The following is a 19,175-nucleotide window of genomic DNA, read 5'->3' on the forward strand; positions in this document are numbered from 1 at the left end:
AGTCATCGGGGGTCACGGGAGGAAGGGGAGGGGGTTGTCGGTGTTGCCGGTCTGGCCGCCCTGCCTGCCGGTGGTACCGCTCTTCGGGGGCTGGATCGACGCGGGGATCGGGACGAGGTTCTGGATCCAGGAGTCGAACCAGCGTCCGGTGCCGGTGACGTCCGCGAACTGCCGCGCGAACGGCGCGAACAGCTGCAGGATCCGGTCGAGGTTGTTCTGGTTCTTGAGGAGCACCTGGTTGACCTTGGCCAGGTCGTCCAGCATCGGCCGCAGCTGCTTCTCGTTCTCCTGGATCAGCGCGTTGACCTGCTGGGACAGGGCCACGGTGTTGAGGAGGAGCTGGTGGATGACCGCGCGCCTCGCCTGGACGGCCTGGAGCACCTTGTCGCCGTCCGCGACGAGCTTGGCGAAGTCCTGGTTGCGGTCGGCCAGCAGCTTCGACACGTCCTTGGCCCGCCCGGCGAGCTCGTGGAGCTGGTCGTCGCGCGAGGCGACCGTGTTGGAGAGGCGCCGCAGGCCCTGCAAGGACGCGCGGACCTCCTCCGGGGAGTTCTTGAACGTGTCCGACAGGACGTCGAACGACTTCGCGACCTGCTGGACGTCGATCGCCCCGACCCGCTGGCTCAGCTCGCTGATCGCCGGGACGACCTCGAACGGGACGTGCGTCCGCTCGATCGGGATATGGCGGCCGAGCCTGCCCTTGCCGCGCGGGGTGAGCGCCACGTAGTGCGCGCCGAGCACCGTCTTGATCTTGATACCGGCCTCGGTGCGGTCGCCGAGCCGGACGCCGTCGTCCACCTTGAAGGTGACCTTGACGTGGTCGCCGTCGAGTTCGAGATCGGTGACCTTGCCGACCTTGACGCCCGCGATGCGGACCTCCTCGTCCTTCTTCAGCCCGGCGGCCTCCTTGAACGCGGCGGTGTGCGTCTCGCCGCCCGAGATCAGCGGGAGGCTCTCCAGGTTCAGCGCCAGCACCACCAGCACGATGATGATCGCGAACCCGGAGAGGCCGATGGGGACCGGGTTGCGCTCCCGGAACGAGACCCTCATCTACTTGCACCTCGCGTTCTCGTTCATGATCGCGGGTGTCTGGTAGACGGGGCCGCCGGGCAGGCGCACCTTCGCGTCCATGCCGCAGATGTACATGTTGAACCAGGACCCGTAGGACGAGATGTTGACCAGCTTCTCCAGCCGCTCCGGCGTCCGCTGCAGGCCCTTGTCGAGGTCGCGCTTGTTGGCGTCCAGCGTGGCGGTCAGCTTGCGGAGCCCCGCGATGTCGTTCTGGAGGCTCGGGCGGGCGCCGGCGAGCAGATCCTGCGTGGTGCCGGTGAGGCCGTTGATCGCCGTGACCGAGTCGAAGATCGCCTGCCGGTCGGCGGAGACGCCGCTGACGAGGCTGCGCAGATCCCTGATCAGCCGGTCGACCTGGGCGTGCCGCTGGTCGATGGTGCCGAGCACGGTGTTCAGGTTGTCGATCACCCGGCCGATGACCCGGTCGCGGTCGGCGAGGGTGTTGGTGAGCGACGCGACGTGCGCGAGCAGGCTGTTGATCGTCCCGCCCTCACCCTGCAGCACCTGGACGAGCTGCATGGCGAGCGTGTTGACGTCCTTCGGCTCCAGCGCGCGGAACAGCGGCCGGAACCCGTTGAACAGCGTCGTCAGGTCGAGCGCGGGCGAGGTCTGCGTGACCGGGATCGTGTCGCCGGGGTCGAGGTAGGCGTTGGACGCGCCCGCGCCGTCGGTCAGCGCGAGATACCGCTGGCCCATCAGGTTGCGGTAGCGGATCTGCGCCTTCGTGGACGACGGCAGCCCGTTCCTGAACACGCCGCCCTCCTCGACGCTGAACGTCACCTCCGCCTGGTTCCCCTTGTACAGCCGGACGCCCTCGATCTGCCCGACCCTGACGCCGGCGACCCGGACGTCGTCGTTGTCGAGCAGCCCGGTCACGTCCGTGAAGATCGCCTTGTACTCGATCGTGTCCCGGAACCGCATGTTGGCGATCGTCATCGCCAGCACGCCGGTCGCCACCGAGGTGACGACCACGAAGATCGTCAGCTTGATCGCGGCGCTGGTCGTCCTCACCTGATCGTCACCACCGATCCGTCCGCGAGCAGCGGGCCGAACAGCAGCGTGGCCACGTCGGAGACCTCGCCGGCGGGGGTCCGCGTCATCGGCCCGACCACGTTCTTGATCTTTTCCTGTTCGCTCATCGAGCCCGGGTCGACGAACACGTTGGACAGCGCCCGGCCCCGTCCGGTGGCCGGGGCGTTCGGGTCATCGGGGTTCTTCCACCACAGGTCGTCCTGCGTGCCGTCCAGGGCCAGGTAGTCGGGGAAGGGGACCTTCGGGTTCGGCAGGCCGTAGCAGCGCGGGTTGCGCTGGTCCTTGGCCTCGGGCGAGTCCAGCGGGTACTTGTAGCCCGGCCGCGGCTTGACGATCTCGATGGTCAGGTTGAAGGTCTTGGAGCCGTTGCCGCCGCCCGCCTCCTCGGCGTCCGGCCTGATCTTGTTAAGCCCGGCGAACACGCAGGGCAGGGAGGGCGAGTAGCGGGCGACCAGGCCCAGCACGTCGCGGTTCGCGATGTTCACGCCGATGATCTTCGGGGCGTTGTGCCGCATGAAGGTGTCACCGTCCCGGGCCAGCGCGGTCGTGGCGGGGATCAGCTGCTCGATCGTCGCCTTCTCGTCGGTGATCGTCTTGCTGGTCACGTTGAGGTTGCGGAGCGTCTTCAGCAGGTCGGGCGCCGCGGCGTTGTAGATGTCGGACACGTCCGCGAGGCCGTTCAGGTCGTGCACCAGCGTGCCGAGCTGCGGGTTGATCTTCTTCAGCAGCGCGTCCGCCTGCTCCAGGTTCTGGCCGATCTGGTCGCCGCGTCCCTGCAGGGCGGTGGCGAGGGCGTTGAGCGTGGCGTTCAGCTGCGCCGGTTTCACCGCGCGCAGCAGCGGCAGCAGGTCGTTCAGCAGCTTGTCGATCTCTACGGCGGCCTGCGAGCGGTCCTGCTGGATGACCGCGCCCTCCGCCAGGCCCAGCCGGCCCGGCTGCGCGGGGATCTGCAGGTCGACGTACTTCTCGCCGAACAGCGTCTTCGGCAGCAGCCGCGCCTGGACGTTGGCCGGGATCAGCTTCGCCTTGCCGGGATCGAGCGCGAGATGCAGCGTCGCGCCCTTCCCGGTCGCGTCGATCTCGCGCACCTCGCCGACGATAAGGCCGCGCACCTTCACGTCCGACTGCGGGAGCAGTTGCAGGCCGGCGCGCTCGGCGTCCACGGTCACCTCGGTCACCGGGGTGAACGCCTTGTTGTAGAAGGCGACCGTCAGCGCCAGCAGCAGCGCGATCACGACGAGCATCGCCGTGCCCAGCAGCCGGTACCTGATCCGTTCGCTCACCGCGCCGTCACCCGCCGATCCGTACGCCGGTGCTGGTGCCCCAGATCGCCATGCCGAGCAGCAGGTCGGCCACGTTGATCACCACGATGCTGGTGCGGACGGCGCGGCCCACCGCGACGCCGACGCCCGCCGGGCCGCCGCTCGCGTGGTAGCCGTAATAGCAGTGGATCAGCATCACCAGCACCGAGAAGACGATCACTTTTCCGAATGACCAGAGAATGTCATCAGGCGGTAGGAATAGATGGAAATAGTGATCGTAGGTGCCCGTCGACTGCCCGTAGAACACGGTCACGATCACCCGCGTCGCGCCGTAGGACGCGAGCAGCCCCACGATGTAGAGCGGGACGACCGCGATCATCCCGGCCAGCATCCGCGTCGTGACCAGGAACGGCATCGACGGGACGGCCATGACCTCCAGCGCGTCGATCTCGTCGGAGATCCGCATCGCGCCGAGCTGCGCGGTGAACCCGCAGCCGACCGTCGCCGACAGCGCCAGCGCCGACACCAGCGGCGCGATCTCGCGGGTGTTGAAGTACGACGCGACGAACCCGGTGAACGCGGCCGTGCCGATCTGGTTCAGCGACTCGTAGCCCTGCAGCCCGACCTGGCTGCCGGTGAAGAACGTCATGAAGCCGACGATCACCACCGAGCCGCCGATCACCGCGAGGCCGCCGGTGCCGAGGCTGACCTCGGCCAGCAGCCGCAGCACCTCGGCGCGGTAGCGGCGCAGCACCCGGAACGTCCACGCGAACGCGCGGACGTAGAACGAGATCTGGTGACCGAAGTCGTCGAGCCGCTGCAGTGGGGCGTTCACCGCCCGGGTGACCGCCTTCCCCGTCTTTCCAGGCGCCGCCATCACATGCCCTTCGACGGGACGAGCTGGAAGTACAGGCTGGAGATCAGGAAGTTCTCCACGAAGAGCAGCATGAACGTGATCACGACGGTTTGGTTGACCGCGTCGCCGACGCCCTTCGGGCCGCCCTTGGCGTTCAGGCCCTTGTAGGCGGCGACGAGCCCGGCGGTGATGCCGAACACGAACGCCTTGACCTCGGCCTGGAGCAGGTCGGGGAGCTGCGCGATCGCGTTGAACGACGCCAGGTACGCGCCCGGGGTGCCGCCCTGCAGCATGACGTTGAAGAAGTAGCCGCCCATCAGGCCGACCACCGAGACCAGGCCGTTCAGGAACAGCGCGACGAACGCGCACGCGAGCATCCGCGGGACGACCAGGCGGTGCAGGGGGTTGATGCCCAGCACCTCCATGGCGTCGATCTCCTCGCGGATCTTCCGGGAGCCGATGTCGGCGCAGATCGCCGACCCGGCGGCGCCCGCCACCAGCAGCGAGGTGACCAGCGGGCTCGCCTCCCGGACGATCGCCGCCACGGCCGTCGCACCGGTGAACGACTGCGCGCCGAACTGCCGGATCAGCCCGCCGACCTGCAGCGACAGGATGCCGCCGAACGGGATCGCGACCAGCATCGTCGGGACGACGGTGACGCTGACGATGAACCACGCCTGCTGGATGAACTCGCGCCACTGGAACGGCATCTTGAACATCGCGCGGCCCGTGTCCAGGCACAGGGCGAAGAACCGTCCGGGCTCCTTGACCAGGACGTTGGCAGCGCCGTCGCCGATCTTGCGGAACGTCATGGAAGAGCCGCCGCCCTTCCCACCCCTCCGCCGGCTCGCGCCGATACCGGTATCGGGATTGGTCATCAGTACCCAGCACCCGATCCCTGGCCGCCTGGCGGCGGGCTGCCCGGGAACCGCCCGCCGGGACCGCCCGGCAATCTGGGCGCACCGGAACCACCGGAACCGCCGGTACCGGCCGGGCCGCCGGCCATGCCGGAGGCGCCGACCGGGGTCATGGACGCCACGTACCGCGGCCACTCGTCCACCCAGTTGCGGCCGAGGTCGTCGACGAACGAGCCGGGCGGCGGGACGACGCCGTGCGCCGCGCACCAGGCGCCGGGCGCGTGCATCCCGGCGCGGAGCATCCCGTTGCTCGGCATCTGCTGCGGCGGGATCGGCGGCAGCTTGCCGGGGTCGTGGCCGAGCTTCGCCTCGGCCTCCAGCTCGGACTCGTCCTTCTCCTCGGACATGCCGATCGGGCCGACCTTGCTGGCGTTGAGGAACTGCCGGACGACCGGCTCCTCGCTGGTCAGCAGCATCTCCCGCGGGCCGAACATCGCGAGGTGGCGCTGGTACAGCAGGCCGATGTTGTCGGGCAGCGTCCGGGCCGTGTTGATGTCGTGGGTGACGATGAGGAACGTCGCGCCGATCTGCGCGTTGAGGTCGATGAAGACCTGGTTCAGGAACGCGGTGCGGACGGGGTCGAGGCCGGAGTCGGGCTCGTCCACCAGCAGGATCTCGGGGTCCAGCACCAGCGCGCGGGCCAGCCCGGCGCGCTTCTTCATCCCGCCGGAGATCTCGCCGGGCAGCTTGTGCTCGGCGCCGAGCAGGCCGACCATGTCCATCTTCTCGAGGACGATGTTCTTGATCTCCGACTCGCGCTTCCTGGTGTGCTCGCGCAGCGGGAAGGCGATGTTGTCGAAGAGGTTCATGGAGCCGAACAGGGCGCCGTCCTGGAACAGGACGCCGAACAGCTTCCGCGTCTCGTAGAGCTTGGCCTCGGGCAGGCGGGGCAGGTCCCGGTCACCGATCCAGATGTGGCCGCGGTCGGGCTTGAGCAGCCCGACGAGCGACTTGAGGAAGACCGACTTGCCGGTGCCGGACGGCCCCAGCAGCACGGAGATCTCGCCGGCGGGGATCGTCAGCGACACGTCCTGCCAGATCACCTGGCGGCCGAAGGACTTGGTCAGGCCCTCGACTCTGATCTCGACGCCCACTCGTCACCTTTCGTCCAGGCCGGGGGGAAATCCCGAACCAATGAGCGAGTAGCACAGAGGCTCTGTCTGTCACGCTCTGTCTGTCAGTCGCACGTCCTGTCGTCACACTCTGTGGCCACCACATTGCTACCGTTCGGTAGCCGGGAGGGTTCCCCTACCGTAGCGGCACCCCGGCCAAATGGAAGGGGTTCCAGCCCAGATCAGCGGCTAAATGCGACGTCGTAAGACAATCGTTACTTAGAGCCCTATGAGACTAGCGGTCCAAGACCTGGACGGCCAGGTGTGGCCACGAACACCGGAAACCGGACGGTACGCGACGCCTTCCCGGCCACGCAAAGACGCCCCCCGGCCACGCAAAAGAGGCGGCCGTACCCACGCGGTGGTGGGACGACCGCCTCCCTGTGAAGCGGGTGGCTTGGAGCGCCTTACTTGACGGTGACCGTCGCGCCGGCCTTCTCCAGGGCCTCCTTGGCCTTGTCGGCGGCCTCCTTGTTGACCTTCTCCAGCAGCGGCTTCGGCGCGCCGTCGACCAGATCCTTGGCCTCCTTGAGGCCGAGGCTCGTGAGCGCGCGGACCTCCTTGATGACCTGGATCTTCTTGTCGCCCGCGCCCTCCAGGATGACGTCGAACTCGTCCTGGGCAGCGGCCTCCTCGGCCGGGGCGGCGGCGCCCGGCGCCGCGGCCACGGCCGCGACCGGGGCGGCGGCCTTGACGTCGAAGACCTCCTCGAACTGCTTCACGAAGTCCGAGAGCTCGAGAAGGGTCATCTCCTTGAACGCATCGAGCAGGTCGTCGGTGCTGAGCTTCGCCATGATCTTTCCTCCGCTATGGCTTGAGAACTGGGGATTACGAACCGCGGGTGCCTATTCGGCGGACGCCTCGGCGGCCGGAGCCTCGTCGGCGGGCGCGTCGGCGGCCGGGGCCTCGACGGTCTCGCCGGCCTCCGCGCGCTTGACGCGCAGCGCCTCGGCGAGCTGGGCCGCCTGCGTCGGCAGGGCGTTGAAGAGCGCGGCCGCGTTCGCCATGGAGCCCTTCATCGCACCGGCGAGCTTCGCGAGGAGCACCTCGCGAGACTCCAGGTCCGCCAGCTTGGTGATCTCCTTGGCGTCCATCGACTGACCGTCGATGAAACCGCCCTTGATCACCAGCATCGGGTTGGCCTTGGCGAAGTCGCGCAGGCCCTTGGCGGCCTCGACCACGTCGCCGTGGACGAACGCGATGGCCGACGGGCCTTCGAGCAGCTCACGGAACTGCTCGTCGACACCGGCCTCGTTCGCCGCGCGCTTGGTCAGCGTGTTCTTCACCACGCGAAACCGTGCGGTCTCGCCGAGGTTGCCGCGCAGCTCCTGCACCTGCGCGACGGTAAGCCCGCGGTACTCGGTCAGCACGGCGCCGTTGGAGCTCTCGAACTCGTTCTTGAGCTCGGCGATCGCCGCGTCCTTATCGGCCTTGGCCATGCGGCCTCCTTCCGATTACCTGGGTGGTCACGACCCTCGCCGGTCCCGGCAACGTCCGGGAAGGTTCGGATCGACCAAAAAACGCCCCGGCGCAGGCGCGCGGGGCGTCCAGGCACGGCACGGGAGGCCATGCGGAAGCTCTCGTCTCACCTGCGCAGGCCGCCCGAACGAGTTCGGGTCCTTCGGCCACCTCTTGCGAAGTGACGACCGGCGGTCTTCGGCAGAGAACAGCATACGTATGGACTACAACTAAACCAAATCCGCGGGTCCCCAGGCCAGGCGCGGCGAAGGCCGCGCGGTGAGGGCCGCGCCGGTGGTGTTCCGGCGCGGCCCTTCCGTCGTTCGGGAATCGCTGGCGAGGATCAGGTGCCGGGGAGGCCGGTACCGCCGCCGCCGAGGCCCTCCAGCATCTTGCTGAAGTCGGTGGTCTCGCTCTCCGGCGGCGCGGTGATCTGCACCGGCTTGCCGTAGTCGTGGTACGTCATCGTCATGTTCATGACACCGGCGGCCGTCTGCGCCGACTTCATCGCCATCTTGCGCGGAAGCTGCTCGCCGTCCACCCACAGGTCGAAGGTCATGTTCTGCATGCCGCTTTCCGCGTAGCTCTTGCGGACCATCTCCCGCGAGTCGGCGGGCAGCTTGGCGAGCGCGTCCTCCAGCCGGTAGGTGCCGGTGTAGTGCGTCGTCTCGACGCCGTTCACCGTCTCCTTGCCGACCTCGCGCACGTCCTTGGACGCCGTGAGCATCTTCGTGTTCTGGACGGGGTCCATCTGCTGCGACTGCTGGAGCAGCTGCTCGATGTTCATCCCGGACTTGCGGCCCAGCTCGTCCAGCGAGATCTTCAGCCACGGCTTGCCCGCGGACCCGCCGCCGAGCTGCGACAGCATCGGGATCTTCATGTACATGGTCCGGTCGACCAGCAGGTACTCCATGCCGCCCATGGACTGGCTGCCCACCGACATCTGGTCGAAGCTCATGCTGTAGGCCAGGTCGGGCTTCGTCCGGTACTGCATCCGGCCGGTCGCGTTGACGTTGCCGTCGCTGCCGCCGGTCATCTGCATCGACAGGTCGGCCTTGAACGAGTCGACGCTGCCGGTCTTCTCCGCTGCCTTGCCCAGCACCTGCGCGGCCGACAGCTTCAGGTTCTTGCCGGCCTGGTCCACCTTGTTGCCGGCGTCCCCGAGACAGCCGGTCAGCGAGAGGACGAGGCCGGTCGCCAGCGCAGTGCCCGCGGCGAAACGACGGATCATGTGGGGGGTCTCCTTGGTCTGTTCTGCAAACGGGTCCGATCTTGCCAGCTCAGGGCCGCTGTGGGCGAACCATTTGCCGTCAGAGCCGAATGCTGGATCAGACGCTGAGGAGACCCCGCAGGTTCACATAAGTCCGAAAATGGCGGGCGTGACGAGTGCTCAGTTGCCGCCGAACATCCCGCCGAGCGACAGCTGCCCCACCTGGTCGGACGGCGGCGCGTTCACGCTGAACGAGTCGCCGTAGTCGCTGTAGAGGACGGTCACGGTGCCCTTCTCGCCCTGCGGGCCGGTCGCCGTGGAGACGAGCTTGCGGGGCAGGTTGTCGCCGTCCGTCCACAGATCAAAGTTGATCTTGCTGTTCGCGCGGTCCTTCGGCAGCCACCTGCTCACCTTCTCGCGGGACTGGGCGTCGAGCTGGTTCAGCGCGTCCTGGACGGTCACCGTCCCGGTGTAGTGCGTCGTCTTGACGCCGTCGACCGTCTCGGTGCCGACCCGGCGGGCGTCCTTGGAACCGGTGAACATCTTCGTCTGCTCGGCCGGGTCGACCTGCTGGACCTGCTGGAGCAGGCTCTGGACGTCGAACCCGGTCCGCTGCGCCATCTGGTTGACGTCGATCTTCAGCCACGGCTTGCCGCCGCTGACGAACTGGGCGAGCTGCGGGACCTTCGCGTACAGGACGTTGTCGGTGAACAGCGCCTGGCCCTTGGCGCCCGGGACGGTCCGCCCGTTGCTGCTGAACTCGTCGAGCTTCGCGCTGAACTTCAGCTTCGGGCGCAGCTGGAACTGGCCGTTGGCATGGACCTTGCCGCCGTGCTCGCCGGTGCCCGTCACCGTCAGGTCGGCCTTGAACGTGTCGGTCTGACCGGTCTTCTGGGACGCCTTCAGCAACGCCTGACCGGCGCTGAGTTTCATGTTCTCGGTGCTCGTCGTCCCGTCCCCGCCGCATCCGGACAGGAAGAGCGCGGCACCCACGGCGGTGCCACCGGCCGCCACCATGAGTCGTCGGTTCATGAGGGTTGAGCCTCCCTTGATCGCCCTGCTGGTGTTCCCAGTCTCCCGAGGCGGTAACGGCACTACATCCCCCGGTGGTACGAATGCCCGCGACGGCGGTACGACCCTCGGCGTAGCCCCATGGGAGCCGAATGGCCAGTGCCGGATCGGCGCCCGGGCGGCGTTCCCGGGCGTTCCGGGGGCGTTCGCTCAGGTGGGACGGCCTTCGCTCAGGCGGGCGCGGAGGGCGGACTTGCGGATCTTGCCGGTGCCGGTGCGCGGCAGCGCGTCGGCGAACTCGATGCGGCGCGGCGCCTTGAACCCGGCGAGCCTGGCCCGGCACGCGCCGATCAGCTCGGCGCCGTCCGGCTGGACGCCGTCGGGCACGATCACCGCGCACACCGACTGGCCCCAGCGCGGATCGGGCAGCCCGACCACGGCGACGTCGCCGACGCCGGGGACCGTGCGCAGCACGTCCTCGACCTCGCGCGACGACACGTTCTCGCCCCCCGTGATGATCACGTCCTTGAGGCGGTCGACCAGGTAGAGATAGCCGTCCGCGTCGATGCGGCCGACGTCGCCGGTGCGGAACCAGCCGCCGGCGAACGCCTCCGCGGTCGCGTCTGGATCGTCCCAGTAGCCGGTCGTGACCTGCGCGCCCCGGACGACGACCTCGCCCAGCGTCCCGGGCGGGAGGGGCGCCGTCCCGTCCGCGCCGATCACCGCGATCTCCACGCCGTCGCCGGGCCGTCCCGCGGACGCCGCCAGCTCCGGCCTGGACGCGATGGCGGTGCGGTGGTCGGCGGGCGAGAGGAACGTGGCGTTGCCGGACAGCTCGGTCATGCCGAACCCCTGGTTGAGATCGCAGCCCAGCACGTCGACGGCGCGGCGAAGGAGCGGGACCGGCATCGGCGCCGACCCGTAGGAGATCACTCGCAGGCTGGTTCGCAGGACGTCGCGTGCCGCCGGGTCGGCCTCCACGTGCGCGAGCAGGTCTTCCAGCATCGTCGGGGCGAGGGACAGGCTCGTCACCACGTGCCGCCGCGCCGCCTCCACGAGGGCGGCCGGGGTGAACCGGCGCAGCACGACGGCATGCCGCCGGAACAGGTGGTGCAGCATGACCTGGTAGCCGGCGACATGGCAGAGCGGGAACGGGGTGAGGAACACGTCGCCGGGCCGCACGGGCCTGCCCGACGCCGACACCTCGATGCCCGCCAGCAGGCTCTTGTGCGTGAGCCGCACCCCCTTGGGACGGCCGGTCGTCCCGCTGGTGAACATCAGCCAGGCGACGTCGGAGTCCGAGCCTGTCGCGGTCTCGCGGTGGGAGGCGGCGGGAGCGTCCCAGGGGATTTCATCGACGGCGACCACGGGAGGACGCCCGCCGGGGAACTCGCCCTCGGCGGCGAGGCGGTCGAGCAGGTCGGATTCGCCGATGACGAGTTCCGCGCCGCTCCGGACGATCTGGTCGGCCCATTCGCGCGGATGCAGCCGCTGGTTGAGCGGGACGAGAATCCGGCCGTCCCGCGGCACCCCGTAGTAGGCGGCCACGTACTCCGGGCGGTTGTGCGCCAGCAGCGCCACCCGCGCCCCGGCCGAGCAGCGGGCGGCGAGGTGGGCGCTGAGCGCGTCCGTGCGGCGGCGGAGCTCGCGGAACGTCCATGTGGTGCCGTCCATGGACAGCGCCGGGGCGTCGGGAGCGTTCCGTGCGGCGGCGTCGAGCACGTCGTAGAGCCGCGTTCGCCGCGTTCCGTCCATCGATCGCTCCCCTCGCTCGCCGCGCCGCCGAATCTACCAAACGGCCGGTCGGCACAGGAGGTCGCACAAAGCGGCAGGGCGCCCCCGCGGAAAGCGGGGACGCCCTGCTCGATGACGCTCGGCCTCGGTCAGACCTCTTCGAGCTCCGCGGTCAGGTTGCGGATCGCGTTCGGGTCCACCGGGATGCTCGGACCCATCGAGGTGGTCAGGACCGCCTTCTTGACGTACCGGCCCTTGGCCGCGGACGGCTTGAGCCGCTGGATCTCGTCGACGGCGGCGGCGTAGTTCTCCACCAGCTGGCGCTCGTCGAAGGACGCCCTGCCGATGATGAAGTGCAGGTTCGCGTGCCGGTCGACCCGGAACTCGATCTTGCCGCCCTTGATGTCGGTGACGGCCTTCGCCACGTCCATGGTGACCGTGCCCGTCTTCGGGTTCGGCATCAGGCCGCGCGGGCCGAGCACCCGGCCGAGGCGGCCGACCTTGCCCATCTGGTCGGGCGTCGCCACGACCGCGTCGAAGTCCAGGAAGCCGCCCTGGATCCGCTCGATCAGGTCGTCCGAACCCACCAGGTCGGCGCCCGCGGACTCCGCCTCCTGCGCCTTCGCGCCGACCGCGAACACCAGCACGCGGGCGGTCTTACCGGTGCCGTGCGGCAGGTTCACGGTGCCGCGCACCATCTGGTCGGCCTTGCGCGGGTCGACGCCGAGCCGCAGCGCGACCTCGACGGTCGGGTCGAACTTGACGACCGACGTCTCCTTGGCCAGCTTCACGGCCTCCGCCGGGCTGTACAGCCGCTCCCGGTCGATCTTCTCGGCCGCCTGGCGGTAGCCCTTGCTGCGCTTCATGTGCGTTCCTCCACTGGAACTCGTGGTACGGGCCAGCGCCGGCCCTGCCACTGGGGTGACTTACTTGACCTCGATGCCCATCGACCGCGCGGTGCCGGCGACGATCTTCTCGGCGGCGTCGAGGTCCTTGGCGTTGAGGTCGGGCATCTTGGTCGTGGCGATCTCGCGGACCTGGTCGCGGGTGACGGAGCCGACCTTGGTCTTGTGCGGCTCGCCGCTGCCCTTCTCGACGCCCGCGGCCTTCAGGATGAGCTGCGCGGCCGGCGGGGTCTTGGTGACGAAGGTGAACGAGCGGTCCTCGTAGATGGTGATCTCTACGGGGATGACGTTGCCGCGCTGGGAGTCCGTAGCAGCGTTGTACTGCTTGCAGAAGTCCATGATGTTGACGCCGTGCGGACCGAGCGCGGTACCGACCGGCGGCGCCGGCGTGGCCTGCCCAGCCTGCAACTGCACTTTGACGAGCGCGGCAATCTTTTTCTTCGGAGGCACGTGAACCCCTTGGTCCCAATTGGCTTTGATCCCGACTCCCGGTTCGCGGGCAACACGGCGGCGGGACTGACCCGCCGTGTGGGGACCATCTGAAACTCACAACCCCGTATGCACGGGGAGCATCGCTGGCGTCGCCTGTCCGGCTTGGAGCTGGACCGGACCATCCCCGCATGTGCGGGGAACATCGCTATCGACGGCCGCGAACCATGAGCTATGTCCCCGCGTGAACGGAGACAACCCGTCCAGGATACGGCCTTGGCGAAGTGAGTCGTCCGCCGTGCTGGCCTGGCCGAGCGAAACCTCGGACGCGAGAACCTCGGACAAGCGAACGGGCCGTCTCCGCGTTGGCGGGGACGGCCCGGACGTGGGCCGGTCGGCCCTCAGATCTTGGAGACCTGGTTGAAGCTGAGCTCGACCGGCGTTTCGCGGCCGAAGATCGAAACCAGGACCTTGAGCTTCTGCTGCTCGGCGTTGATCTCGTTGACGGTGGCGGGGAGGGTGGCGAACGGGCCGTCCATGACGGTGACGGACTCGCCGACCTCGTAGTCGACGGTCGCGGCGGCGGCCTTCGCGGCCTCCTTGGCGGGCGCGGTGCCCTCCTCCGGCTCGGGGGCCAGCAGGTTGGCGACCTCGTCCAGGCTCAGCGGGGACGGCTTGTTCAGCAGCCCGACGAACCCGGTCACACCAGGCGTGTTGCGGACCGCGGCCCACGACTCGTCGGTGAGCTCCATGCGGACCAGGATGTAGCCCGGCAGGACCTTCTCGTTGACCTTCTGGCGCTTGCCGCCCTTGATCTCGGTGACCTCGTGCTGCGGGACCTCGATCTGGAAGATGTAGTCCTCCATGTTGAGGGTCTGGGTGCGGGTCTCGATGTTGGTCTTGACCCGGTTCTCGTACCCCGCGTAGGAGTGCACGACGTACCAGTCGCCCGGCTGGAGGCGGAGCTGCAGCTTGAAGTCGGCGTACGGGTCGACGGGCGGCTCGGCGGGAGCCTCGGGCTCCGCGTCGGCTTCGTCCGCCTTCTCGTCGGCGTCCTCCTCGCCCGTGACGGCGGCGGCGAGATCGCCGGCCTCTTCGGCGTCGCCCGGCTCCTCGGCGCCCTCGCCCTCGAGCTTCGTGTCCGCGGGTTCGGCGTCGCCGGCGGAGACGACCGCTTCGGCCGTCTCTTCTGCGGGCTGCGCCGCCTGGTCCGCCGCAGCAGCCGCAGCGGACTGGGCCTCGTCAACGGCCTCGTCGTAGGGCTGTGAGGGCTCGGACACGGTGACTCTTTCTCTCGGTGCTTCGGTGATGAACTTGCGATGGTGCGGGCGGTCGCCGGGTGACGACTCGGGCCGCGGCGGCTAGCCGAAGACGGCGTAGACGCCCTCCTGCAGCCCGTAGTCCACGGCGGAAACGAACGCGACCATGATCAGCACGAAGACGAGGGACACCGTCGTATAGGTGACCAGCTCCCGCCGCGTCGGCCAGATGACCTTGCGCAGCTCGGCGACGATCTGGCGCACGAAAAGCGCCGGAGACGTCCGCCTGGAGGAAGACCTCTCCTTTTTGCCCTTGCCTTCGTCCTTGGCCTCGGGCTCGTCGCGCTCGTCAGTCTCGGTAGCCATTGCCGCCGTTCACCTCATCGGTCGTGATCCAACCACCATGTGGTTGCCGCGCGGTCCCGCGCCGTGGGGTGCCACGGGTAGCGGGCACGGGTGCGCGCACCGCACCTCGCAGGGCAGGAGGGACTCGAACCCCCAACCGCCGGTTTTGGAGACCGGAGCTCTGCCAATTGAGCCACTGCCCTTCAGTTTCTCCTGGTGAGGAGAACCCCGGCCATTGGGCCGGGTGGTGCCGCGTCCCAGCTTACGACCTCGTCCGGCATCGGTGTGCGGACAGGCTCATATGGCGGGGACGCGTCACTAGGACGGTGAGTCTACGGGCACAAGGCGCCCGCGTCGAACCGGATGCGCCGGAGATCCGCGCGCGGGCGCGCGGCGCCGCCGGCGCACGGCGGGACGTGCGGCGGAGCGTGCCGTCCCACCGGCGGCGATATATGGCTCGGGTGCCCGGACGGCGTCTGTAACGATAGGGGCATGAGCATCGACCGTCCTCGCATCTCCAAGCGCATCGCCGCGATATCCGAATCCGCCACGCTGGCCGTCGACGCCAAGGCCAAGGCGCTGAAGGCGGCGGGCCGCCCGGTCATCGGGTTCGGCGCGGGCGAGCCCGACTTTCCGACTCCCGGCTACATCGTCGAGGCGGCGGTCACCGCGTGCAGGGTGCCCCGCTTCCACAAGTACACGCCGGCGGGCGGGCTGCCCGAGCTGCGCGCCGCCGTCGCCGAGAAGACCGAGCGCGACTCCGGATTCCGGGTGGACGCCTCCCAGGTCCTGATCACCAACGGCGGCAAGCAGGCGGTGTACGAGGCGTTCGCGGCGCTGCTCGACCCGGGCGACGAGGTGCTCGTCCCGACGCCGTACTGGACGACCTACCCCGAGTCGATCAAGCTGGCGGGCGGGGTGCCCGTGGACGTCGTCGCCGACGAGACCACCGGTTACAAGGTGAGCGTCGAGCAGCTGGAGGCGGCCCGCACCGACCGGACGAAGGTGCTGCTGTTCGTGTCGCCGTCCAACCCGACCGGCGCGGTGTACTCGCGCGACGAGGTCGAGGCGATCGGCCGCTGGGCCGACGGGCACGGCCTGTGGGTCATCACGGACGAGATCTACGAGCACCTCGTGTACGGCGACGCCGAGTTCCACTCCATCCCCGTGGTGGTGCCGGAGCTGGCCGACCGGACGCTCGTGCTGAACGGCGTCGCGAAGACGTACGCGATGACGGGCTGGCGGGTCGGCTGGATGGTCGGCCCCGCGGACGTGGTGAAGGCCGCGCAGAACCTCCAGTCGCACGCGACGTCCAACGTGGCGAACGTGTCGCAGGCGGCGGCGCTCGCCGCGGTGACCGGCGACCTGTCGGCGGTGGCGGAGATGCGCAAGGCTTTCGACCGGCGCCGCAAGACGATCGTGAAGATGCTGAACGACATCCCGGGCATGGTGTGCCCCGAGCCGGAGGGCGCGTTCTACGCCTACCCGTCGGTCAAGGAGCTGCTGGGCAGGGAGATCCGCGGGAAGCGTCCGGAGACGTCGGTGGAGCTGGCGTCGCTGATCCTGGAGGAGGCGGAGGTCGCGCTGGTGCCGGGCGAGGCGTTCGGCACGCCGGGGTACTTCCGCCTGTCGTACGCGCTCGGCGACGACGACCTCGTCGAGGGCGTCTCGCGGGTCGCGAAGCTGCTCTCCGAAGCGGGCTGACCCGCCCTCACCGACCTCTTCTCACGAGCCGGCCCCGGGCGCACACAATTTGCCCGGGGCCGGTCTCGTGTGGAACGGGCCCGCCTCCTGATCCCGTTCCCGGATGTCCGGCGGGACGTTCCGAGCGGCCCCTCTCCGCTTCGGAACGTCCCGCCGGAGCGGGGTCATCTGGCCGTCGTACGGCTTTTCAGGTTCATGGGCGGACGCCTTCGGCGATGCGCATGAGCTGGCCGCTGACCGGTCCGGCGGCGGACACTGTCACGCCGAGGTTCGGCCCGGCCAGCCAGGAGATCTGGCGTCCGGAGCCGGGGAGGTCGCCGGTGAGCGCGGGCGTCCCGCGCACCGAGGTGCGGCCGGGGAGACCCGTCGACTTCATGAGCTCCTGCGGCCCGGCGAGCGCGCCCTTCACCAGGACGATCTCCACCCAGCCGGCGTCCCCGTGCCATTTGCAGGTCGTCGTCTTGCGCTTGGCGGTGCCCGTCGTGGCGCACGGCGCGGCGGCGGTGAGGCCGTCCGGGAGGTAGGTGACCCAGCTCGGCACGGCGGGCAGCCCGCCGATGCCGGGCTTGCGCGGCCCGCCGGGGACGCCGGGAGGGTGACCCTCCGGATGCCTGGTCGGACCCGCCCCGGGCCGTTCCTTTGCTGACGGGGGCCGGGACTGGCCCGGGGCGGGCGGCCGTTCCGGCTGCTGGAACGCCGAGACACTGCTCGTCGGACGTGTCGTCTCGGAGTTTCCGGCAGGTGTGGCCCGGAACGACTGATAGGTGGGCACCAGGGCGAGCGCGGCGACCGACGCGGCGACCGCTCCGGCGGCCGCGTGGATCCGGGTCTTCCGGCGCCGGTGGCGGCGCCTGACGTCCGCGACGAGCGACGGCGACGCGGACGCGCCGGCCACCTGCTCGGCCATGGCCTTCCGCAGTTCGTTCTCCAGATCCATCGCTCATCTCCCCAGTGGCGCCAGGTTCTTGTCGAGGCGTTCCCGGAGCCTGGCCAGCCCCCGGGACGCCTGGCTCTTGACCGTTCCGACCGAACAGCCGAGCGCCTGCGCCGTCTCCGCCTCCGACAGGTCCTCCCAGAAACGCAGGACCAGGACGGCTCGCTGCCGTGGCCCGAGCTTGCGCAGCTCGTCCATGAGCGTCCCCCTCAGCTCGACGGCGTGGTTCGGCGAGACGGCCGGCGTCTCCGGAAGCCTCGCCATGTGGATCTCCCGTAGCACCTTCCAGCGGCGGGACCGGCTGATCACGAGGTTGACCAGGATCCGGCGGACGTAGGGTTCCGGATCGCTGCCCGCCTCCAGCCGGCCCCAGTGCCGGTAGGCCTTCTCCAGCGCGGTCTGCAGGATGTCCTCGGCGTCCTGCCTGGCCCCGCACATCAGTGCCGCGGTGCGCAGCAGGGCATCGCCGCGTTCCGTCACGAACTCCACGAACGATCCGTCTTCTCGACGCCCCACCTGTGCTCCGTCCCGGCTAGAGCGGATTCGGCGTGTTACCGAGAGCGGGCGGCCTCCGCGCCGGGCCGCCCGCCCGCGTCTTTCTTTGTCGCGCCCGCGTACCGGCTCCCCCGCGCGATGTGTGCAGCCGGTACGCTTCGCGGGCTTGACGCGGGCGGCCTGCGTCCCTCAGGCCGCCCGCGTCCCTTCTTCAGCTGGGCCTGGCTTCTACTGGGCCTGGCGCAGCGCGGTGGTCACGTCCTTGAGACCGCCCGCGAGAACCGGGCTGCCGTTGACGAACATCGAGTAGCCGTTCGGGTCGAACAGCAGCACACCGCTGCCGCCCGGGCCCATCCAGCCGGCCGCCCCGTACACGGTGATCGGGGTGCCGCCCTGCGGGAGGTTCAGCGCCTGCCGGAGCTGATTCTGCGTCATCCCGGCCGGGGTCTTCAGCGTTTCGACGGTGATCCACTGGCCGCCGGTGCCGGTCCACTTCTGCGTGACGGCGCACACGTTGTGCTTGCGCAGCTCAGCGGAGCCCGGGACGGCCGAGGTGTAGCGCAGGCCCTTGGTCAGCATGACGGCCTTCTCGACCGGGCTGCCGACCTTCACCGCCGGCTTCAGCTTGCTGCAGTCGAGCTTGGGGACGGACGGCAGGCCGGGCTTGCCGGGGACGCGGCCGTTCTCCGGCGCGGGCGCCGGGAGGTTCTTGCCGAGGTCACCGGTGGACGGCGCGCACGACGGCAGGTTCTTGGGGAGCGTCTTGGCGTCCGGGGCCTTGACGCCGGGGACGTCGGTCTTCGGGACGTCGGCCTTCGGCAGGTTCCCGGGGACGCCCGGGTTCGGCGCCCCGGGAACGGCGGGAACGGCGGGGGCGGCGGGCGCGCCGGGGACGGCCGGGACGGCGGGCTTCGGCAGCTGGCCCTGCGGCAGGTTCTTGCCGGCCGGGTTCTGCTTGAGGTGCTTCTCGATCTCCTTCTTGGCGGCGGCGTCGGGGAGCTTGCCGTCCGGGAGCTTCGCGCCGGGCAGGCCCGGCTGGGCCGGCAGGCAGGTCGGGGGCGTGGCGGGCGCCTTGCCCTGGACCTGGCGTTCGGCCGCGGGCGCCTTGGCGCCCGCGGGCAGCGTGGTCGCGGGGTCGGAGGCGCCGGTCATCGCCCACGTCGCGCCGCCGCCCACGGCAACGGTGCCGATGGCGGACGCCGCGATCAGAGCGGCCTTCAGCGTGATCATCGTGTATCCCTTCTGCCCGTCTTCCATGCGGGGGTGTGCCTTGTTTCTCTCTGGCGCCCCTCGTATACGCACGGTGCCCGGACGGGGTTGCACGTGATTCCAAAGTTTTTTCGGAGATGCCATGGGCGGGATGGCCGTGCCGTGTCATGCGAGGTAGTCCGGTGTGGTGATCTTTGCGGGCCGGGGTCCGGCGGAGGCGAAGATCCGGCAA

At 69.5% G+C, this 19,175-nt stretch carries 19 protein-coding genes and 1 tRNA gene; 1 reads left to right on the forward strand and 19 read right to left on the reverse strand.

From position 1 onward, the window contains the following. Positions 1–12 precede the first annotated feature (12 nt). From ACH34S_RS05550 to ACH34S_RS05625, 16 genes are all read right to left on the reverse strand, one after another. On the reverse strand, positions 13–1,050 hold the full coding sequence (locus ACH34S_RS05550; protein ID WP_395951257.1) for an MCE family protein: 1,038 nt from the start codon (positions 1,048–1,050) through the stop codon (positions 13–15). Beyond that, the gene (locus tag ACH34S_RS05555) at positions 1,051–2,082 is read right to left on the reverse strand and encodes an MCE family protein (protein ID WP_395951258.1); all 1,032 of its coding nucleotides are present in this window, start codon (positions 2,080–2,082) and stop codon (positions 1,051–1,053) included. Continuing rightward, the gene (locus tag ACH34S_RS05560; protein WP_395951259.1) at positions 2,079–3,386 is read right to left on the reverse strand and encodes an MCE family protein; all 1,308 of its coding nucleotides are present in this window, start codon (positions 3,384–3,386) and stop codon (positions 2,079–2,081) included. Before ACH34S_RS05560 ends, ACH34S_RS05555 begins: the two co-directional genes overlap by 4 nt. 7 nt (positions 3,387–3,393) lie before the next feature. After that, positions 3,394–4,242 carry an MlaE family ABC transporter permease gene (locus ACH34S_RS05565; RefSeq protein WP_395951260.1) on the reverse strand — a complete coding sequence of 283 codons (849 nt, stop codon included), beginning with the start codon at positions 4,240–4,242 and terminating at the stop codon, positions 3,394–3,396. Continuing rightward, entirely contained in the window at positions 4,242–5,033 is a 792-nt protein-coding gene (locus tag ACH34S_RS05570) for an MlaE family ABC transporter permease (RefSeq protein ID WP_395951261.1), read from the reverse strand. Before ACH34S_RS05570 ends, ACH34S_RS05565 begins: the two co-directional genes overlap by 1 nt. 65 nt (positions 5,034–5,098) lie before the next feature. Continuing rightward, positions 5,099–6,232 carry an ABC transporter ATP-binding protein gene (locus ACH34S_RS05575; RefSeq protein WP_395951262.1) on the reverse strand — a complete coding sequence of 378 codons (1,134 nt, stop codon included), beginning with the start codon at positions 6,230–6,232 and terminating at the stop codon, positions 5,099–5,101. A 425-nt stretch (positions 6,233–6,657) separates the two neighbouring features. Further along, entirely contained in the window at positions 6,658–7,044 is a 387-nt protein-coding gene (gene rplL / locus ACH34S_RS05580) for a 50S ribosomal protein L7/L12 (RefSeq protein WP_395951263.1), read from the reverse strand. A 51-nt stretch (positions 7,045–7,095) separates the two neighbouring features. Continuing rightward, on the reverse strand, positions 7,096–7,689 hold the full coding sequence (rplJ, locus tag ACH34S_RS05585) for a 50S ribosomal protein L10 (RefSeq protein ID WP_395951264.1): 594 nt from the start codon (positions 7,687–7,689) through the stop codon (positions 7,096–7,098). Positions 7,690–8,051: 362 nt separating this feature from the next. After that, positions 8,052–8,939 carry an LppX_LprAFG lipoprotein gene (locus ACH34S_RS05590; protein WP_395951265.1) on the reverse strand — a complete coding sequence of 296 codons (888 nt, stop codon included), beginning with the start codon at positions 8,937–8,939 and terminating at the stop codon, positions 8,052–8,054. 159 nt (positions 8,940–9,098) lie between these two features. After that, positions 9,099–9,950: a hypothetical protein gene (locus ACH34S_RS05595; RefSeq protein WP_395951266.1), complete on the reverse strand. Its 852-nt coding sequence runs from the start codon at positions 9,948–9,950 to the stop codon at positions 9,099–9,101. A 189-nt stretch (positions 9,951–10,139) separates the two neighbouring features. Continuing rightward, the gene (locus tag ACH34S_RS05600; RefSeq protein ID WP_395951267.1) at positions 10,140–11,684 is read right to left on the reverse strand and encodes a class I adenylate-forming enzyme family protein; all 1,545 of its coding nucleotides are present in this window, start codon (positions 11,682–11,684) and stop codon (positions 10,140–10,142) included. Between the two features lie 128 nt (positions 11,685–11,812). Then, positions 11,813–12,529: a 50S ribosomal protein L1 gene (gene rplA, locus ACH34S_RS05605; RefSeq protein ID WP_395951268.1), complete on the reverse strand. Its 717-nt coding sequence runs from the start codon at positions 12,527–12,529 to the stop codon at positions 11,813–11,815. Positions 12,530–12,589: 60 nt separating this feature from the next. Continuing rightward, positions 12,590–13,018 (reverse strand): 50S ribosomal protein L11, encoded by a 429-nt coding sequence (rplK, locus tag ACH34S_RS05610; protein WP_138644186.1) that lies wholly within the window; start codon positions 13,016–13,018, stop codon positions 12,590–12,592. Between the two features lie 380 nt (positions 13,019–13,398). Further along, complete coding sequence (gene nusG, locus ACH34S_RS05615) at positions 13,399–14,277, reverse strand: transcription termination/antitermination protein NusG (protein WP_395951269.1); 879 nt, start codon at positions 14,275–14,277, stop codon at positions 13,399–13,401. An 81-nt stretch (positions 14,278–14,358) separates the two neighbouring features. Then, on the reverse strand, positions 14,359–14,622 hold the full coding sequence (secE, locus tag ACH34S_RS05620; protein ID WP_395951270.1) for a preprotein translocase subunit SecE: 264 nt from the start codon (positions 14,620–14,622) through the stop codon (positions 14,359–14,361). Between the two features lie 109 nt (positions 14,623–14,731). Next, positions 14,732–14,804: transfer RNA gene (locus ACH34S_RS05625), tRNA-Trp, on the reverse strand. Between the two features lie 289 nt (positions 14,805–15,093). Between ACH34S_RS05625 and ACH34S_RS05630 the strand changes: the two genes are divergently transcribed. Further along, entirely contained in the window at positions 15,094–16,305 is a 1,212-nt protein-coding gene (locus tag ACH34S_RS05630) for a pyridoxal phosphate-dependent aminotransferase (RefSeq protein ID WP_395951271.1), read from the forward strand. 193 nt (positions 16,306–16,498) lie between these two features. Here ACH34S_RS05630 and ACH34S_RS05635 read toward each other — a convergent pair whose 3' ends face one another. The 3 genes from ACH34S_RS05635 to ACH34S_RS05645 all read right to left on the reverse strand — a co-directional run bounded on the left by ACH34S_RS05635 (position 16,499) and on the right by ACH34S_RS05645 (position 18,964). Then, positions 16,499–17,242: a hypothetical protein gene (locus ACH34S_RS05635; protein WP_395951272.1), complete on the reverse strand. Its 744-nt coding sequence runs from the start codon at positions 17,240–17,242 to the stop codon at positions 16,499–16,501. A 3-nt stretch (positions 17,243–17,245) separates the two neighbouring features. After that, positions 17,246–17,755 carry a SigE family RNA polymerase sigma factor gene (locus ACH34S_RS05640; RefSeq protein ID WP_395951273.1) on the reverse strand — a complete coding sequence of 170 codons (510 nt, stop codon included), beginning with the start codon at positions 17,753–17,755 and terminating at the stop codon, positions 17,246–17,248. A 207-nt stretch (positions 17,756–17,962) separates the two neighbouring features. Continuing rightward, a complete protein-coding gene (locus tag ACH34S_RS05645; RefSeq protein WP_395951274.1) occupies positions 17,963–18,964 on the reverse strand; it encodes a hypothetical protein in 1,002 nt (333 codons plus the stop codon). Positions 18,965–19,175 lie beyond the last annotated feature (211 nt).

The sequence above is a fragment of the Actinomadura sp. 3N508 genome (assembly GCF_044326375.1).
Classification (GTDB): Bacteria; Actinomycetota; Actinomycetes; order Streptosporangiales; family Streptosporangiaceae; genus Spirillospora.

Coding starts and splice junctions, on each gene's coding strand:
- rplJ (WP_395951264.1), bottom strand. CDS start 7,689: ATGGCCAAGGCCGATAAGGACGCGGCGATCGCCGAGCTCAAGAACGAG.
- ACH34S_RS05550 (WP_395951257.1), bottom strand. CDS start 1,050: ATGAGGGTCTCGTTCCGGGAGCGCAACCCGGTCCCCATCGGCCTCTCC.
- ACH34S_RS05595 (WP_395951266.1), bottom strand. CDS start 9,950: ATGAACCGACGACTCATGGTGGCGGCCGGTGGCACCGCCGTGGGTGCC.
- ACH34S_RS05635 (WP_395951272.1), bottom strand. CDS start 17,242: ATGGATCTGGAGAACGAACTGCGGAAGGCCATGGCCGAGCAGGTGGCC.
- ACH34S_RS05645 (WP_395951274.1), bottom strand. CDS start 18,964: ATGATCACGCTGAAGGCCGCTCTGATCGCGGCGTCCGCCATCGGCACC.
- rplL (WP_395951263.1), bottom strand. CDS start 7,044: ATGGCGAAGCTCAGCACCGACGACCTGCTCGATGCGTTCAAGGAGATG.
- ACH34S_RS05590 (WP_395951265.1), bottom strand. CDS start 8,939: ATGATCCGTCGTTTCGCCGCGGGCACTGCGCTGGCGACCGGCCTCGTC.
- ACH34S_RS05630 (WP_395951271.1), top strand. CDS start 15,094: ATGAGCATCGACCGTCCTCGCATCTCCAAGCGCATCGCCGCGATATCC.
- ACH34S_RS05565 (WP_395951260.1), bottom strand. CDS start 4,242: ATGGCGGCGCCTGGAAAGACGGGGAAGGCGGTCACCCGGGCGGTGAAC.
- rplA (WP_395951268.1), bottom strand. CDS start 12,529: ATGAAGCGCAGCAAGGGCTACCGCCAGGCGGCCGAGAAGATCGACCGG.
- ACH34S_RS05600 (WP_395951267.1), bottom strand. CDS start 11,684: ATGGACGGAACGCGGCGAACGCGGCTCTACGACGTGCTCGACGCCGCC.
- secE (WP_395951270.1), bottom strand. CDS start 14,622: ATGGCTACCGAGACTGACGAGCGCGACGAGCCCGAGGCCAAGGACGAA.
- ACH34S_RS05570 (WP_395951261.1), bottom strand. CDS start 5,033: ATGACGTTCCGCAAGATCGGCGACGGCGCTGCCAACGTCCTGGTCAAG.